Below are 15,386 nucleotides of genomic sequence, written 5' to 3' on the forward strand. Positions count from 1 at the left end.
TCGTCGTGGACGCCAGCGTCGCGATCAAGGTCGCCCTACATGAGCCCGACAGCTCCATCGCCGTCGCCGCGTTGCGCGCCCAGGCATGGTCGGCGCCCGATCTGATCCTGTCGGAATGCGCCAACATCATCTGGAAGCGCTGCCGGATGGGCGACATCACCTGCGATCAGGCGATGCAGGCCGTCGAACTGATCGAGACGATGAACCTCTATGTGGAGCCCGGTCGCAGACTGATCGAACGGGCGGTGCAGTTGGCGATCGCCTTGGAACATCCGGCCTATGACTGCTTTTACGTCGCTCACGCAGAACAGTTGGGTGTCCCCTTTTTGACGGCGGACAAGAAGTTGATCGCCAAGGTGGAGGCATCGGAGGCGACGGGCATCGAAGTCATGAGCCTGGAAGACTATGCGCAGGAGAACGGCCTATGACCGGCAAACTTGATACTGACCTCGACGCCTATATCGCCAGCCTGCCCAAGGCGGAGCTGCACCTGCACATCGAGGGCTCGCTGGAGCCGGAGCTGATGTTCGAGCTGGCCCAGCGCAACGGGGTGTCCATCCCCTATGACAGCGTCGAGGCGGTGCGGGCGGCCTATGATTTCTCGAACCTGCAGGATTTCCTGGACATCTATTACGCCGGGGCCGCCGTGCTGCTGACGCGCAAGGACTTCGAGGATCTGGCCTTCGCCTATTTCCAGCGGGCGGCCGCCGATAACGTGCGCCACGCCGAGATCTTCTTCGATCCCCAGACCCATACGGACCGGGGCGTGGCCTTCGGCGTGGTGGTCGAGGGGCTGATCGCGGGGATGGACCGGGCCAAGGCGGAACTGGGCGTCAGTTCGGGCCTGATCCTCAGCTTCCTGCGTCACCTGACCGAGGAAGAGGCGTTCGCGACCCTGGAGGCGGCCAAACCCTATCTGCATCATTTCATCGGGGTGGGGCTGGATTCGTCGGAGGTCGGCCATCCGCCGTCCAAGTTCCAGCGCGTCTTCGCCGCCGCGCGCGACCTGGGCCTGAAACTGTGCGCCCACGCCGGCGAGGAAGGCCCGCCGGCCTATGTCCACGAGGCGCTCGATCTGCTGCACATCGACCGGATGGACCACGGCAATCGCTCGATGGAGGACGAGGTCCTGGTCGAGCGGCTGGCGCGCGAGCAGATGACCCTGACCGTCTGCCCGCTGTCGAACCTGAAACTGTGCGTCGTCGATGACCTGAAGGACCACCCCGTGCCCGAGATGCTGCGCCGGGGCCTGCACGTCACCCTGAACTCGGACGACCCGTCCTATTTCGGCGGATACATGAACGACAACTACATCCGGTTGGCGGCGGCGGTCGGGCTGACGAAGGAGCAGGTGACGCTGCTGGCGCGGAACAGTTTCGAGGGGTCGTTCCTGGGCGAGGCGGAGAAGGCGGCGTTCGTGGCGGAGGTGGAGGCCTACGCGAAGCGGGGCTGACGCCTCTTCTTTCGTCATCCTCCGGCAAGCCGCGTCTTCGCGGAGCAGACCGGGCGACCCAGCGGCGCCGAAGGCGATGCTTCCGCCGCTCGATGTTTGAACACCTCGTCCGCCACAGGTTCGCGCTCACGCGCGCCGCTGGGTCCCCCGGTCTCGCTGCGCTCGCCGGAGGATGACGAAGAGGGGTTTAGACAAGGACGCTCGCCGCCCCGATCTCCGCGACCCCCAGCGCCCGGAAACTGTCCCGCGCCGCCGCCTCGGTCTGCGGCGCGATGGCGCGGCTGGCGTCGGAGATGACCAGGGCCTCGAAGCCTTGCCGCACCGCGTCCTCGGCGGTGAAGCGGACGCAGTAGTCGAAGGCCAGGCCCGCGAGGAAGACGCGGGTCACGCCCAGGTCGCGCAACAGGCCGGCCAAGCCCGTCGGGGTGCGATGGTCGTTCTCGAAGAAGCCGGAATAGGAATCCACCGCCGGATTGTAGCCCTTGCGGATTACGGCCAGGGCCTTTTTCACCGTGGGCGCGACGTCGGGATGGAAGTCGGCGCCGGGCGAACCCTGGATACAGTGGTCCGGCCACAGCATCTGGCGGCCGTAGGCGACCTCGATCTCGGTGAAGGGGGTCGCGCCGCGGTGGTTGGAGGCGAACGAAATCTGGTCCGGCGTGTGCCAGTCCTGGGTCACGACCACCCGGGCGAACCGCTCGGCCAGCCGGTTGATCAGCGGCATGATCCCCGCCCCGCCTGCGACCGCCAGACGGCCGCCCTCGCAGAAGTCGTTCTGCGGGTCGATGACCAGGAGGGCGTCGGTAGGGCGGATAAGCATCACACGCCCGCGTAGGCGTCGATCTCGTTGGCCGAGCCCAGGGCCACCGGGATGCGCTGGTGCAGATGCTCGGGTTGGATGTCCAGGATGGGCTGCACCCCGTCCGTCGTCGCCTTGCCCCCGGCCTGTTCGACCAGGAAGGCCATCGGATTGCCCTCGTACATCAGGCGCAGCTTGCCAGGCTTGGTCGGCTCGCGGCTGTCCCACGGGTACAGGAAGACGCCGCCGCGCATCAGGATGCGGTGGACGTCGGCGACCATGGCCGCGACCCAGCGCATGTTGAAATTCTTGCCGCGCGGGCCTTCGTCGCCCTTCAGCAGGTCGCCGATGTAGGTCTGCACCGGCTGGGACCAGTGGCGCAGGTTCGACATGTTGATGGCGAACTCCTTGGTGTCCGGCGAGATGGCGATGTCGTCGTGGGTCAGGATCCAGTCGCCGTCGTTCGACAGGGTGAAGCCCTTCACGCCCGTGCCGGTGGTCAGAACCAGCATGGTCTGGGGACCGTAGAGGGCATAGAGGGCGGCGACCTGATTGCGGCCCGGCTGCATGAAGTCGGCCTCTGTCGGCGAAGGCGTGGCGGACTTCAGCACCGAGATGATGGTGCCGACCATGGCGTTGATGTCGATGTTGGACGAGCCGTCCAGCGGGTCGAACAGGGCAAGGTATTCACCAGTCGAATGAGGCGCGGGCTGGACCTCGTCCATTTCCTCGGAGGCGACGCCGGCGACGGCGGGGCTGGCCAGAAGAGCGTCGGTCAGCATGTCGTTGGTCATGACGTCGAGCTTCTTCTGCTCCTCGTCCTGAACATTGATCTGGCCCGAGGCGCCCAGGGCGCCGGCTAGGGCGCCGCCGGCCACGACCTTGCTGATGTCGGCGCAGGTGGCGGCGACGACGGTCAGGACCGTCTTCAGACCCTCGGGCGCGTCCAGGGCGGCGATATGGGCGTCGAGGCGGGTGCGGTCGGCGGTCATGCAGTCGGTCCGGTGCGGCTGAGGCGGTTCCCGTTCTTGGCGGGCCGACGGCGCGAGGGCAAGGGCGACGCAACAACAGGCGATGCGAACGGCGACAATGACGCCGCCTTACGGCCTCCGAAAGCCGCCGACGCTTGACTTGGACCCGGAGTCGGTGGCTTAGGTCGGGTGCTCTCGCGGGAGAGTTCGGTGCGCCTCGGCGGGCCGACGCCGAAGGCGCAACCGCCCCGGAAACGCTCAGGCAAACGGACCGCGACAGCATACGGACGCTGGAAAGTCGCTCTTCACGGGCGCGCCGACGGAGCAAGGCGACATGATTTGGTCGCCGGAATCTCTCAGGCTTCAGGACAGCGGGGGCGCGAAGACGGCGGAGCTCCGCCACCAAACGCGACCGTGAAAGCCTGAACCATGACCGATCAAGCCCTGAAGACCCCCCTTCTTAAAACGACGCCCCTGAACGCCGCGCACCGCGCGCTAGGGGCCCGGATGGTGGGCTTCGGCGGCTATGACATGCCGGTCCAGTATGAGGGCGTCCTGGCCGAGCACCGCTGGACTCGCGAACACGCCGGCCTGTTCGACGTGTCGCACATGGGCCAGTGCAAGATCACCGGCGCCGACGCCACCGCCCAGTTTGAGCGTTTCGTGCCCGGCGACTATGAAATCCTGAAGGCCGGCAAACAGAAATATTCGCTGCTGCTGAACAAGGACGGCGGCATCATCGACGACCTGATGGCCGGCCGTCCCGACCACGACGGCCTGTTCGTCGTCGTCAACGCCGGCAACAAGGACGAGGACTTCGCCTTCTGGGAGGCGAACCTTGAAGGCGACGCCAAGCTGACGGTGCTGGACCGCGCCCTGATCGCCATCCAGGGACCGGAAGCCGCCGAAGTCATGTCGGCGTACGAGCCGCTCCTGGCCGAGATGGGCTTCATGGAATGCGCCCGGCTGATGCTGTTCGGCGTCGACTGCTATGTCTCGCGCTCGGGCTATACCGGCGAGGACGGCTATGAGATTTCGGTGCCGGCGGATCAGGCCGAGCGCGTCTGGAACACCATACTGGAGGACGCCCGCGTCAAGCCGATAGGCCTGGGCGCCCGCGACAGCCTGCGCCTGGAAGCCGGCCTGCCGCTGCACGGCCATGACATCGACCCGAGCACCAGCCCGGTCGAAGGCGCCCTGACCTTCGCCCTGTCCAAGTCACGCAAGGAACGGGCCGATTTCTCCGGCGCCGACCGGATCCTGAAAGAACTGGCTGAGGGGCCGTCGCGTGTCCGCGTGGGCCTGATCGTCAAGGAAGGCGCCCCGGCCCGTGAAGGCGCCGAGATCGCCGACGCTGACGGGAACGTCATCGGCAAGGTCACCTCGGGCGGCCCCTCCCCTACGCTGGGCAAGAACATCGCCATGGGCTTCGTGCCGCCGGCGTATGCCGCGCTGGGTACGGAGTTGAAGGTCGTCGTGCGCGGCAAATCCGCCGCCGCCGAAGTCGTCGCCATGCCCTTCGTGGCGCAACGCTATTACCGCAAACCGAAGACCGTCTGAGGATCAGATCATGAAGTTCACCAAGGATCACGAGTGGGTCAGCCTGGACGGCGACATCGCCACCGTGGGCATCTCGAAGCACGCCGCCGACGCCCTAGGCGACGTCGTGTTCGTTGAAGTCCCGGAAGTCGGCAAGACCGTCGCCAAGGGCGCCAGCTTCGCCGTGGTCGAGAGCGTCAAGGCCGCCTCGGACGTCTACGCCCCCGTCTCGGGCGAGGTGGTCGAGGCCAATGACGCGCTGTCGACCGCCCCGGAAACCGTTAATGCCGCCCCGCAAGGCGACGGCTGGTTCGCCAAGATCAAGGTGTCGGACGCTGCCGAACTGGACGCCCTGATGGACCAGACCGCCTACGACGGCTTCCTCGCCACCCTCTAAGCCCCATCGGACCCGCTGATTAAGAGTCAGCGGGTCTTCGGCCTTTCACGGCCCAGGACAAGACCATGCGTTATCTCCCCCTGACGCCCGACGACCGCACGGCGATGCTCGTCGCCATCGGCGCGAAATCGATCGACGACCTGTTCGTGGACGTGCCCGAGGCGGCGCGGCTGGACGGGCCGGTGGACCTGCCGCGCGTGGCCGGCGAGATGGAGGTCGAACGCGCCCTGTCCGCCATGGCGGCCAAGAACGCCACGGCCGGCGCCGTGCCCTTCTTCTGCGGCGCAGGGGCCTACAAGCACCACGTCCCGGCGACCGTCGATCACGTGATCCAGCGGTCCGAGTTCCTGACCAGCTACACCCCCTATCAGCCGGAAATCGCCCAGGGCACGTTGCAGTACCTGTACGAGTTCCAGACCCAGGTCGCCAACCTGACCGGCATGCCGGTGGCCAACGCCTCGCTCTATGACGGCTCGACCGCCATGGCCGAGGGCGTGCTGATGGCGACCCGCGTGACCCGTCGCAACAAGGCGGTGATCTCGGGCGGGGTTCACCCCCACTACGTCAAGGCGACCGAGACCGTGGTCCACGCCGTCGGCGTCGAAACCCAGGTCCTGGCCGCCGCCGTGGACGCCGAAGCCGCCGTGATCGACCAGATCGGTCCCGACACCGCCTGCGTCGTGGTTCAAACCCCGAACGTCTTCGGCACGGCGACGGATGTGACCAAGATCGCCGAGGCCGCACACGCCGCCGGCGCCCTGCTGATCGTCGTGGTCACCGAGGCCGTGTCCATGGGCCTGCTGAAGTCGCCGGGTGAAATGGGCGCCGACATCGTCGCGGCCGAGGGCCAGTCGATCGGCAACGCCCTGAACTTCGGCGGTCCCTATGTCGGCCTGTTCGCCACGCGCGAGAAGCTGATCCGCCAGATGCCCGGCCGCCTGACCGGCGAGACCGTGGACGCCGACGGCGAGCGCGGTTTCGTCCTGACCCTGTCGACGCGGGAACAGCATATCCGCCGCGACAAGGCGACGTCGAACATCTGCACCAATTCCGGCCTCTGCACCCTGGCCTTCACCATTCATATGAGCCTGCTGGGCGAGACGGGCCTACGCAAACTGGCCCTGCTGAACCACGAGAAGGCCGTCGCCACACGCGACGCCCTGGCCGCCATTCCGGGCGTCGAGATCCTGACGAAGCGCTTCTTCAACGAGTTCGCAGTGCGCCTGCCCAAGAACGCGGCCGAGGTGGTCGATGCGCTGGCAAGTCACCACCTGCTGGCCGGCGTGCCCTACAGCCGTCTGGCGCCCGATGCAGGCATGGACGACGTACTGCTGGTCGCCGCCACTGAAACCACCCTGGATGCAGACATCCGGATCCTGGCCAAGGCGCTTACCCAAGTCCTCGGCGCGTAAGGGATAACGACCATGAGCACCATGAACACCGTCGGCCGTCCGACCACCCCGAACGCAGTCCAGTCCAAGCCCGCCACCCTGACCGGCGGCCGGGGTCTGTTGCAGAACGAAGCCCTGATCTTCGAGGGTGACGGCTGGGGCAAGACCGGCGTCGATCTGGCTGAGCCCAAGACGGACGGTTCGGACCTGGGCGACCTGGTTCGCAAGGACCCGATCGGCCTGCCCGGCCTGTCCGAGCCCGAGGCCATGCGCCACTATGTGCGGCTGAGCCAAAAGAACCACGCCATCGACCTGGCCATCTATCCGCTGGGCTCGTGCACGATGAAGCACAACCCGCGCCTGAACGAGAAGATGGCCCGCCTGGCCGGCTTCTCGGACATCCACCCGCTCCAGCCGATCTCGACGGTGCAGGGGGCGCTGGAGCTGATGGATACGCTGGCCCACTGGCTGAAGACCCTGACCGGCATGCCCGCCGTCGCCCTGTCGCCCAAGGCGGGCGCGCACGGCGAACTGTGCGGCCTGATGGCCATCCGCGCCGCGCACGAGGCCTCGGGCCAGCATGAGAAGCGCCGCAAGGTGCTGGTGCCGACCAGCGCCCACGGCACCAACCCGGCCACCGCCGCCTTCGTCGGCTACACCGTCGTCGAGGTCGCCCAGACCGAAGACGGCCGCGTGGACGTGGCCGACCTGGCGTCGAAGCTGGGCGACGACGTCGCCGCCATCATGGTGACCAACCCCAACACCTGCGGCCTGTTCGAGCGCGACATCCTGGAGATCAGCCGCCTGACGCACGCGGCCGGCGCCTATTTCTACTGCGATGGGGCCAACTTCAACGCCATCGTCGGCCGGGTTCGTCCGGGCGATCTCGGCGTGGATGCGATGCACATCAACCTCCACAAGACCTTTTCGACGCCGCACGGCGGCGGCGGTCCGGGCGCGGGTCCGGTGGTGCTGTCGGAGGCCCTCGCGCCCTTCGCGCCTGCCCCCTGGGTCGTGCACGACGAGGACGGCTATCGCCTGATCGAGCGCGAGGAGGACGAGGCCGAGCAGGCCTTTGGCCGTCTGTGCGCCTTCCAGGGCCAGATGGGCATGTATGTCCGCGCCCTGTCCTACATGATGTCGCACGGCGCCGACGGCCTGCGCCAGGTGGCCGAGGATGCCGTGCTGAACGCCAATTACATCAAGGCCCGCCTGTCGGACCTGATGTCGGCGGCCTTCCCCGACGGCCCCTGCATGCACGAGGCCCTGTTCGACGACGAATGGCTGAAGGGCACGGACATTACCACGCTCGACTTCGCCAAGGCGATGATCGACGAGGGCTTCCACCCGATGACCATGTATTTCCCCCTGGTCGTCCACGGGGCCATGCTGATCGAGCCGACCGAAACCGAGTCCAAGGCCGAACTGGATCGCTTCATCCACGCGATGCGCCTGCTGGCCCAAGCGGCGAAAGCCGGCGACGTCGACCGCTTCAAGGGCGCGCCCTTCCACGCCCCGCTGAAGCGCCTGGACGAAACCCGCGCGGCCCGCTCGCCGGTGCTGCGCTGGACCGCGCCGGCAGGTTCGAACCAGGCGGCTTGAGGCCAGACTCGACAGCGCCCGTCTTTCGCGCGACCCTGAACTCATGCAGGTCGCGGTCGAACAGGAAGAAGACGGGCGCTGGATCGCCGAGGTGGAGGCTGTCCCCGGCGCCCTCGCCTATGGGGCGACGCGCGATGAAGCGGAGGCGCGCGTCGAAGCCCTCGTCCTGCGTGTCCTGGCGGATCGACTGGAGAACGGCGAACCCGCCCCCGAGTTGGGCGGATTTTTCGCCGCCGCATGAGCCAATGGCCCAGCGCAAAGGCCGGCCCGCCGCGTTCTGGCGGCTTTGCATCGACTGGGGTGGGTGGAGAAGCACCGTACAGGTTCCCATCGCACCCTGTCCCGAGACGGCTGGTCTGACGTCGTCTTCGCCTTTCATGACGAAGAAGAGATCGGTCCCCGCATGATGGCCCGGATAGCAAAAACCACGGGCCTGCACCCCCGCGACCTCTGATCAGCACGGGACGTCTGATCGGCGTCCAAACAGACCCATTCTGCATTCGTGTCCTGTCTGCAACAGCGCAGACCCCTTGGTCAATCATGACCAAAGCTTCACATCCCAGACACGGATCGGCCATGGACACACCGTCTTAAGGTCGCTGTGGCAGGTTGGCCACGGTTGCTCTTTCCCCTCCCCAACGGGGATCGGGCGGCCGTGATGATCGTTGTCATTGGGCCTCCTCCCTCCTCTCCGTCTGGCGCCGTCTTGACCTTCGCAACTGCGATCCGCCTTCCGTCCTCCCGCTCGCGCAGCCGTACGCTGCGCGCGCTGAAGCGTTGGGCCTTGATGGCCGGCGGGCTGTTCGTCGTGCTTCTGGGCATTCTGATCGCGCCCCTGCCCGGCCCTGGCGGCATTCCCGTCATCGCCGTCGGCCTGATGCTGATCCTGAAGAGCTCCTTCGGGGCCAAGCGTCTGTTCATCCGCGCCCAGTACGCCCGACCGAAATGGGTCTATCCCTTCCGTCGACTCATGCGGAAGAAGCCCGAGTTCGCCCCGGTGTTCTGGCAACAGGCGCTGCGGGCCGAAAAGGTGGTGCTGAAGCGTTCGGGGCGACGGCTGATACGGACGCGCAAGGGAATGCGACGCTATTTCCGGAAAATCTTCCGCTAGTTAACGGAAGATTTCGCAACTGCGTTATCGCAGCCGCTAACCACGGCATCGTGAACCCGGTCCTCCCCCGTCAGGCGTATTCTGCGCTGGCGTTATCAGAGATCCACTAAAGCGTTGGGAGGCGCCAAGGTCATGATGTCACGCGTACAAAAAGGTCTGGTCGCGGGTGTCGCCGCGACGGTGGCCGTTTCCTTGCTTGAAATACCAAACCTCTTCCTCAACTGGTTCGATCCCTTCCAAGGGGTGATCGCCAACATGATCGGGATGCCGGGCAACCTGGCCGTCGGCTGGGCCATCCATGTCTTCAGCGGCGTATTCATCCTGGGGCCGCTGTTCGCGATGCTTTGCCCACGACTGCCCACGGACACGCCGGAAACCAAGGGCATCGTCTTCGCGGTCGGCGCCTGGGTCGTGATGATGGCGGCCATAGTGATGTTCGGAAACTACCGGACCTTCACCGCCGGCGCAGGCTTTGGCACCATCGGCTGGCTTCTGATCACCCACGCCGTGTTCGGCATCGTCCTGGGGAATGTCTATGCGCGGCTGGTCAGCCGCGACAAGCGCCAGGCGGCGGAGTTCGCCGGAGGGGCCATCGCCCACTGATCTTCTCATGCCGGAATAGAAAAGGGCCCCGCGCGACGGCGGGGCCCTTTTTGTTGAACGGCGAAGGCCGCGAACTAGTTCAGTCGATCGCCGATCTGAGCGATCGCGGCGTCCAGCAGCGGGTCCTTGGCGCCGCCGGCGAGGCGAGCGGCCAGGATCTGTTCCGCAGCCTTGGCGGCCAGGTCAGCAGCGGCGGCCTTGACCTCGGCCGAGGCCTGGGCTTCGGCCTGGGCGATGCGGGTCTCGGCCATCTTCTGGCGACGGGCCAGGGTCTCTTCCAGCTTGGCCTTGGATTCGACTTCCAGACGACGGGCGTCGGCTTCCGCCTGGGCCATCATCTCGGCGGCCTGGGCCTCGGCCTCGGCCTTCTCTTTGCGGATCTGGGCCAGCAGAGCCTCGGCCTCGGCGCGCAGACGGGCGGCCTCGTCCAGGTCAGCCTGGATCTTGGCGCCCTTGGCGTCCAGCTGGGCGGCGGCGATCTTGGGCACGCCGGCCGCGATCAGGATGCCGAAGAAGATCAGCAGGCCGATACCGACCCAGATCTCCGCGTTGGCGAAGCTCCAGATGCCGTGTTCGAAGATCAGGTTCATCAGACGGCTCCCTTGGCCGTAGCCAGTTCGGCCGCAGTGGCGGTCTTGCCGGTCAGGCGCTCAACCATGGCGGCGGCGGCGTCGGAGGCGATCACGGCCACATTGGCCATGGCCGCATCGCGTGTCTTGCCGATGGCGGTCTCGGCCTCGGCGATGCGGGCGTTGACCACGGCTTCTTCAGCGGCCTGACGAGCGTTGGCGTCTTCGGTCACGCGCGCCTTGGCGGCGGCGGCCATCGCGCGAGCGTCGGCGCGAGCTTTGGCGACTTCGGCCTGGGCCTGAGCGGCCTGGTCGGCGGCCTCGGCCTGGACCTGACGCGCGGTGGCGACGGCGTTGGAAATCGTATCGGCCCGTTCGTCCATCACCTTGCGAAGGCGCGGCGCGAAGACCTTGGAGACCAGGACGTACAGGACGACGAACAGGATCAGCAGATAGCCGATCTGGCCCGCCCAGTGTTCGAACTGGAATTGCGGCAGGCCGCCCGAGCCGTGCTCGGCGGCGGTCGCCGTCTCGGCGTGCAGGTCCGCTTCGACCGAAGCGGGAAGCGCGTCGTTGGTGTGGGTGCTGGCCATGAACCGTCTGCTGCAGGATCAGATGAAACGGCGCGCGGGCGAACCCCGCGCGCCGGTATCGGCTGATATCAGCCGAAGATCATCAGGATGCCGAGCACGAAGGCCAGGATGCCCAGGGCTTCGGCCAGAGCGGCGCCGACGAACAGGTTGCCGACTTGGCCGGCGGCGGCCGACGGGTTGCGCAGGGCGCCGGCCAGGAACTGGCCGAAGATGTTGCCCACGCCCAGGGCCGAACCGATCATGCCCAGGGTTGCGAGACCGGCACCGATGTACTTGGCGGCTTCAGCGTCCATGATTGTATTCCTAGATTAAGTCGTTGGTGGTTGGGGTGAAGAGACTGGTCCGGCCCTTAGTGGGCGTGGTCCAGGTTGACCACATCATTCAGATAGATGCAGGCCAGAACGGCGAAAACGAAAGCCTGAAGGAAGGCCACGAGGAACTCCAGCGCGGTCAGCGCCACGACCATACCCAGCGACAGGGCCGCAACGGGGAAGGCCAGCAGGCCCACGCCGCCGCCCAGACCCAGCAGGCCCAGCGACACGACGAAGCCGGCGAAGATCTTCAGCGCCACGTGGCCGCCCAGCATGTTGCCGAACAGACGAAGCGCCAGGGTGACCGGACGGAGCAGGAAGGAGACGAACTCGATCAGGCCGACGACCGGGCGCAGCGCCAGCGGCGCGCCCATGGGCCAGAACAGCTTGAAGAAGCCCAGGCCGTTCTTGGCGAAGCCGACGGCCAGAACCAGACCGAAGGTGATCAGGGCGAAGGTGACCGTGATGGCCAGCTGCGACGTCGCCGTGAAGGTCAGGAACAGACCCAGGATGTTCATGCCCAGGATCAGGACGAACAGGGTGAAGACGAACGGGAAATACTTGCGACCTTCATGACCAATAATCGAGTCGGCCAGATTGTCGATCAGGCCGAACAGGCCCTCGCCGGCGGCCTGAAGGCGACCCGGGACGACCTGGGCGTTCGAGGTCACGGCGGCCAGGAAGCCGACGATCACGACGAAGGCGGCCGTCATGGCGATGTGCGAATTGGTCACAGCCAAATCGACCGTCCCCAGCACAGGCAGGGTCACGTCAGGAAGGTCGATGACCTTCTGAATCTGAAACTGATGAATCGGATCGGCCATGAAGCCCTATCGTTCCCCGTCTTCGTCGGCCTCGACGTAAGGATCGGCCGGAGCCGACGTCCCTAACGCCTTGGCCTGCGCCATCAGCCGGTTTGCTGTGCGACGCGCCATGTAAATCGACAAGGCGAAGCCCAACAGGACCCCGCCGATCAAACCCCACGGGCGGGTCCCAAAGACCCAATCCGCGATAAATCCGAACGCCAGACCGATCAGAACCCCGCCGAGAAGTTCGGCGATGATCTTGTAGGCCTGCCCCGCCACCTGATGGCCGGTCAGCTCGGCGGATTTCTCCGCCGTCGTCCGCGCCTCCAATGCGGATGCGCTGTCTTGGAGGCGTTTGATCGCCTCTTCGCGCGATTCCGACATAGGGGACAGGACCTGTTCGCTCAGCGCCTGAACACGCTGTTCGGGCGGGTCTGAATTCGGCGCGGAAACTAATCGTGAGCGGCCGGTTGGTCAAGGCGTCGTGAATACGGGCTAAATCTTTGTTCAAGCTCGATTTTCGCAGGACAGGGCCTGACCGTGGCGATGCGTCGCTGTCTGAGGGCGGGGATTCGCTCGCCCCGCATGGCGATATGTCGCGCGAACGACTAGGTTGCGGCCATGAACATGCACGTCCCCGCCCCCTCGCCCGAACACCGCCCCATCGCGGTGCGGTTGGCGACGCCGCGCGGTTTCTGCGCCGGGGTGGACCGGGCGATCCAGATCGTCGAGCGCGCGATCGAGAAATACGGCGCCCCCGTCTATGTGCGCCACGAGATCGTCCATAACCGCCATGTGGTCGAGCGGCTGAAGTCCATGGGCGCGATCTTCGTCAAGGAGCTGGACGAATGTCCGGACGACCGGCCGGTCGTCTTCTCGGCCCACGGCGTGCCCAAGTCGGTGCCCGCCAACGCCCAGGCGCGCCAGCTGCTGTTCCTCGACGCCACCTGCCCCCTGGTTTCCAAGGTCCATGTGGAGGCGGAGCGTCATCATGACGCGGGCCGCCATATCATCCTGATCGGCCATGCCGGCCATCCGGAGGTGATCGGCACCATGGGTCAACTGCCGCCGGGCGCCATCAGCCTGATCGAGACCGAGGCCGACGCCGAATCGTTCGAGCGGCCCGGTGACGCCCCCCTGGCCTATGCGACCCAGACCACCCTGTCGGTCGACGACACGGCGGGCATATTGAAGGTGCTGAAACGCCGCTTCCCCGAACTGCCGGACCCGCACAAGGAAGACATCTGCTACGCCACCACCAACCGCCAGGACGCAGTCAAGGTGCTGGGCGAGGGCTGCGAGCTGGTGCTGGTGGTCGGGTCCAAGAACTCGTCCAACTCGGCCCGGCTGGTGGAAGTCGCGGTACGCGCCGGCGCCCGCGACGCCCGGCTGGTCGACGACGCCTCGCAGGTGGACTGGAGCTGGTTCGACGGGGTTCAGACGGTGGGCGTCACCGCCGGCGCCTCGGCGCCCGAACCGTTGATCGAAGCCCTGATCGACGCGATTCGCGCGCGGTTCGACGCCACCGTCACCGAGGACGGCGGCGCGCGCGAGACTGTGACCTTCAAGCTGCCGCGGCTTCTGACGACCTGAGCATGGGCTCGAGCGGCAGAATCACACGGAACAGGCTGCCGCGCCCCGGCGTGCTGTCGACGTCGATCCGTCCGCCCATCAGCCGCGCCAGACCATTGGCGGCCGTCAGGCCCAATCCCAGACCTTCCGTCTTGCGGGTTCTGCTGTCGTCCCCCTGAGCAAAGGGATCGAACAGAACTGCAGTCTCGGTCTTCGTCATACCGGGGCCCGTGTCCTGAACTTCGAAAATCAGGCCATCGCCAGCGAGGGCGCGCACGCTCACTTCGCCAGACTCGGTGAAACGGATGGCGTTGTGAACAAGGGCGCCCAGCAGCTTTTCCAGGTGAATGCTGTCGCCCAGCCACTCGCCCTCAGTCGCATCCACCTTGAGCGAAACCCCCTTCGCCGCAGCAGCGGCGCGATAATCATTGTAAAGGCCGCGCAACAAGACGGCGGGTCGTAGGGGGCGCTCGTCCAGCGTCACGGCGCCGTCGCCCAGCCGAACGACGTCAAGCAGATCCTCGATCAACCTCAACTGCCGATTTCCGGATTCCTTCAGAATATCGAGGCGGTCACGCTGCCGCTGCGTCAACGGATCCTGGCTGAGCACTTCCGCCATGCCAAGAACCCCGTTCAACGGGGTGCGCAGCTCATGGCTGATGTTGGACAGAAAGCGGCTCTTGGCCGCATTCGCAGCCTCGGCTTGTTTCAGAGCAACCAAAAGCGCCGCCTCAGACGCCCGCAGGCGACACATGTCCGTATACATCCGCCTCATCAGCAAACCGGCGCACGTCGCCAAGATGCCCATCATCAAAAGCAGAACCGGCAGGGCGTGGGTCAATATCTTGTAGCCGGGACGTTCCGGCGTCCAAGCCACCTGGCCAAGTGGCGCGCCGTTGGCGTCGAGGATCGGTATTGCCGCCATGCCTTTTGGCGGGCGGGTTCCGGATAAAAACCGCACGTCCGCCTTGCCCATCCGAGTCCGAATCCATTCGACCTCGGCATCGAAGGGCTTGAAGGTCGCGATCATGGGATCGCCGCCCGTTGCAGGCCCGTTTGCGGTGTGGCGCACGACCGTGGAGACCGCCACGACATAGACGGCGCCGTCGACCCGCACGAAGCTCGTCCTTACAAGGTGCGCCGCCTTGCCATGGGTCGAACGATCGCGTTGCCGCGCCTCGGCGGCGAGCTGGTCGATCAGCGGACGGACGGCCCGCGCCAGAGGGTGGCTCTCGTTTGCATGCGGCCCTCCGTTTGCGTGATGGGCCCGCACAAGACGGCCTGAAGAATTGTAGCTGAACGTCGCCAGATGCCCGTGGCGATGGGTGTAGACGGGGCCCACGAAACGATCAAACCACTGCGAAGCATTCGGCCCGCTCAGTTCCTGGACAGCCTCGTCCCAGACCGTCACCGGAGCCAGATCCTCGCCGGCGGTCTCTGTGACGCGGGCCAACCTTAGACCGACCATCGCCTGATCGCGCCCGCGTTGGTGGTCGTCGATTCCCTTGCTGACAATGCCCAGCACGCCGATCATGCCGACCAAGGCGGCAAGGATCAGGAAGCCGACGATGCGGAATCCGTTCAAATCTGACTTCACCCGACGCCCCCGTCCCTCTAAGGCCAAGCTTATGGGTTGAGGACGCCAGGGGCCGTTAATGGACGGATACGG

At 66.1% G+C, this 15,386-nt stretch carries 19 protein-coding genes and 2 riboswitches; of the genes, 11 read left to right on the forward strand and 8 right to left on the reverse strand.

The genetic code is table 11. The annotated features are described in order from the left end of the window. Positions 1-5 precede the first annotated feature (5 nt). Positions 6-428 (forward strand): type II toxin-antitoxin system VapC family toxin, encoded by a 423-nt coding sequence (locus ACVPT3_RS11095; protein ID WP_492040948.1) that lies wholly within the window; start codon positions 6-8, stop codon positions 426-428. Beyond that, positions 425-1,453, forward strand: coding sequence for an adenosine deaminase (locus ACVPT3_RS11100; RefSeq protein ID WP_492040949.1), 1,029 nt, complete (start codon positions 425-427; stop codon positions 1,451-1,453). Before ACVPT3_RS11095 ends, ACVPT3_RS11100 begins: the two co-directional genes overlap by 4 nt. A gap of 187 nt (positions 1,454-1,640) precedes the next feature. Here the strand turns inward: ACVPT3_RS11100 and pncA are convergent, their stop codons facing one another. After that, positions 1,641-2,273, reverse strand: a complete 633-nt coding sequence (gene pncA / locus ACVPT3_RS11105; RefSeq protein ID WP_492040950.1) for a bifunctional nicotinamidase/pyrazinamidase — start codon at positions 2,271-2,273, stop codon at positions 1,641-1,643. After that, positions 2,273-3,244, reverse strand: coding sequence for a class 1 fructose-bisphosphatase (locus ACVPT3_RS11110; protein ID WP_492040951.1), 972 nt, complete (start codon positions 3,242-3,244; stop codon positions 2,273-2,275). Before ACVPT3_RS11110 ends, pncA begins: the two co-directional genes overlap by 1 nt. A gap of 167 nt (positions 3,245-3,411) precedes the next feature. Beyond that, positions 3,412-3,507: riboswitch (glycine riboswitch) on the forward strand. Between the two features lie 4 nt (positions 3,508-3,511). Next, a riboswitch (glycine riboswitch) is annotated at positions 3,512-3,597 on the forward strand. A 55-nt stretch (positions 3,598-3,652) separates the two neighbouring features. Here ACVPT3_RS11110 and gcvT point away from each other — a divergent pair. From gcvT to ACVPT3_RS11150, 8 genes are all read left to right on the forward strand, one after another. After that, positions 3,653-4,783, forward strand: a complete 1,131-nt coding sequence (gene gcvT / locus ACVPT3_RS11115; protein ID WP_492040952.1) for a glycine cleavage system aminomethyltransferase GcvT — start codon at positions 3,653-3,655, stop codon at positions 4,781-4,783. A gap of 10 nt (positions 4,784-4,793) precedes the next feature. Next, entirely contained in the window at positions 4,794-5,159 is a 366-nt protein-coding gene (gcvH, locus tag ACVPT3_RS11120; protein WP_492040953.1) for a glycine cleavage system protein GcvH, read from the forward strand. Positions 5,160-5,224: 65 nt separating this feature from the next. Continuing rightward, the gene (gene gcvPA / locus ACVPT3_RS11125; RefSeq protein WP_492040954.1) at positions 5,225-6,571 is read left to right on the forward strand and encodes an aminomethyl-transferring glycine dehydrogenase subunit GcvPA; all 1,347 of its coding nucleotides are present in this window, start codon (positions 5,225-5,227) and stop codon (positions 6,569-6,571) included. A 12-nt stretch (positions 6,572-6,583) separates the two neighbouring features. After that, positions 6,584-8,152: an aminomethyl-transferring glycine dehydrogenase subunit GcvPB gene (gene gcvPB, locus ACVPT3_RS11130; protein ID WP_492040955.1), complete on the forward strand. Its 1,569-nt coding sequence runs from the start codon at positions 6,584-6,586 to the stop codon at positions 8,150-8,152. 43 nt (positions 8,153-8,195) lie between these two features. Beyond that, the gene (locus ACVPT3_RS11135; RefSeq protein WP_492040956.1) at positions 8,196-8,393 is read left to right on the forward strand and encodes a type II toxin-antitoxin system HicB family antitoxin; all 198 of its coding nucleotides are present in this window, start codon (positions 8,196-8,198) and stop codon (positions 8,391-8,393) included. A gap of 36 nt (positions 8,394-8,429) precedes the next feature. Further along, positions 8,430-8,606 (forward strand): type II toxin-antitoxin system HicA family toxin, encoded by a 177-nt coding sequence (locus ACVPT3_RS11140; protein ID WP_492043815.1) that lies wholly within the window; start codon positions 8,430-8,432, stop codon positions 8,604-8,606. A 252-nt stretch (positions 8,607-8,858) separates the two neighbouring features. Then, positions 8,859-9,263, forward strand: coding sequence for a hypothetical protein (locus tag ACVPT3_RS11145; RefSeq protein ID WP_492040957.1), 405 nt, complete (start codon positions 8,859-8,861; stop codon positions 9,261-9,263). A 132-nt stretch (positions 9,264-9,395) separates the two neighbouring features. Then, a complete protein-coding gene (locus ACVPT3_RS11150; RefSeq protein WP_492040958.1) occupies positions 9,396-9,866 on the forward strand; it encodes a DUF6789 family protein in 471 nt (156 codons plus the stop codon). Between the two features lie 74 nt (positions 9,867-9,940). Here ACVPT3_RS11150 and ACVPT3_RS11155 read toward each other — a convergent pair whose 3' ends face one another. From ACVPT3_RS11155 to ACVPT3_RS11175, 5 genes are all read right to left on the reverse strand, one after another. After that, the gene (locus ACVPT3_RS11155) at positions 9,941-10,456 is read right to left on the reverse strand and encodes a F0F1 ATP synthase subunit B (RefSeq protein WP_008258724.1); all 516 of its coding nucleotides are present in this window, start codon (positions 10,454-10,456) and stop codon (positions 9,941-9,943) included. Beyond that, complete coding sequence (locus ACVPT3_RS11160) at positions 10,456-11,028, reverse strand: F0F1 ATP synthase subunit B family protein (protein WP_492040959.1); 573 nt, start codon at positions 11,026-11,028, stop codon at positions 10,456-10,458. Before ACVPT3_RS11160 ends, ACVPT3_RS11155 begins: the two co-directional genes overlap by 1 nt. 68 nt (positions 11,029-11,096) lie before the next feature. Further along, the gene (locus tag ACVPT3_RS11165; protein WP_008261286.1) at positions 11,097-11,321 is read right to left on the reverse strand and encodes a F0F1 ATP synthase subunit C; all 225 of its coding nucleotides are present in this window, start codon (positions 11,319-11,321) and stop codon (positions 11,097-11,099) included. A 56-nt stretch (positions 11,322-11,377) separates the two neighbouring features. Further along, positions 11,378-12,163, reverse strand: a complete 786-nt coding sequence (locus ACVPT3_RS11170; protein WP_492040960.1) for a F0F1 ATP synthase subunit A — start codon at positions 12,161-12,163, stop codon at positions 11,378-11,380. 6 nt (positions 12,164-12,169) lie between these two features. Further along, positions 12,170-12,529: an AtpZ/AtpI family protein gene (locus tag ACVPT3_RS11175; RefSeq protein ID WP_492040961.1), complete on the reverse strand. Its 360-nt coding sequence runs from the start codon at positions 12,527-12,529 to the stop codon at positions 12,170-12,172. A 237-nt stretch (positions 12,530-12,766) separates the two neighbouring features. Between ACVPT3_RS11175 and ispH the strand changes: the two genes are divergently transcribed. Then, positions 12,767-13,738 carry a 4-hydroxy-3-methylbut-2-enyl diphosphate reductase gene (ispH, locus tag ACVPT3_RS11180; protein WP_492040962.1) on the forward strand — a complete coding sequence of 324 codons (972 nt, stop codon included), beginning with the start codon at positions 12,767-12,769 and terminating at the stop codon, positions 13,736-13,738. On the opposite strand, the gene ACVPT3_RS11185 is transcribed toward ispH, so the two are convergent. Next, complete coding sequence (locus tag ACVPT3_RS11185) at positions 13,710-15,251, reverse strand: sensor histidine kinase (RefSeq protein ID WP_492040963.1); 1,542 nt, start codon at positions 15,249-15,251, stop codon at positions 13,710-13,712. The two genes, ispH and ACVPT3_RS11185, sit on opposite strands and share 29 nt — an antisense overlap. Positions 15,252-15,386: the final 135 nt, after the last annotated feature.

It is taken from the genome of Brevundimonas sp. FV1ps31S (genome assembly GCF_058681265.1).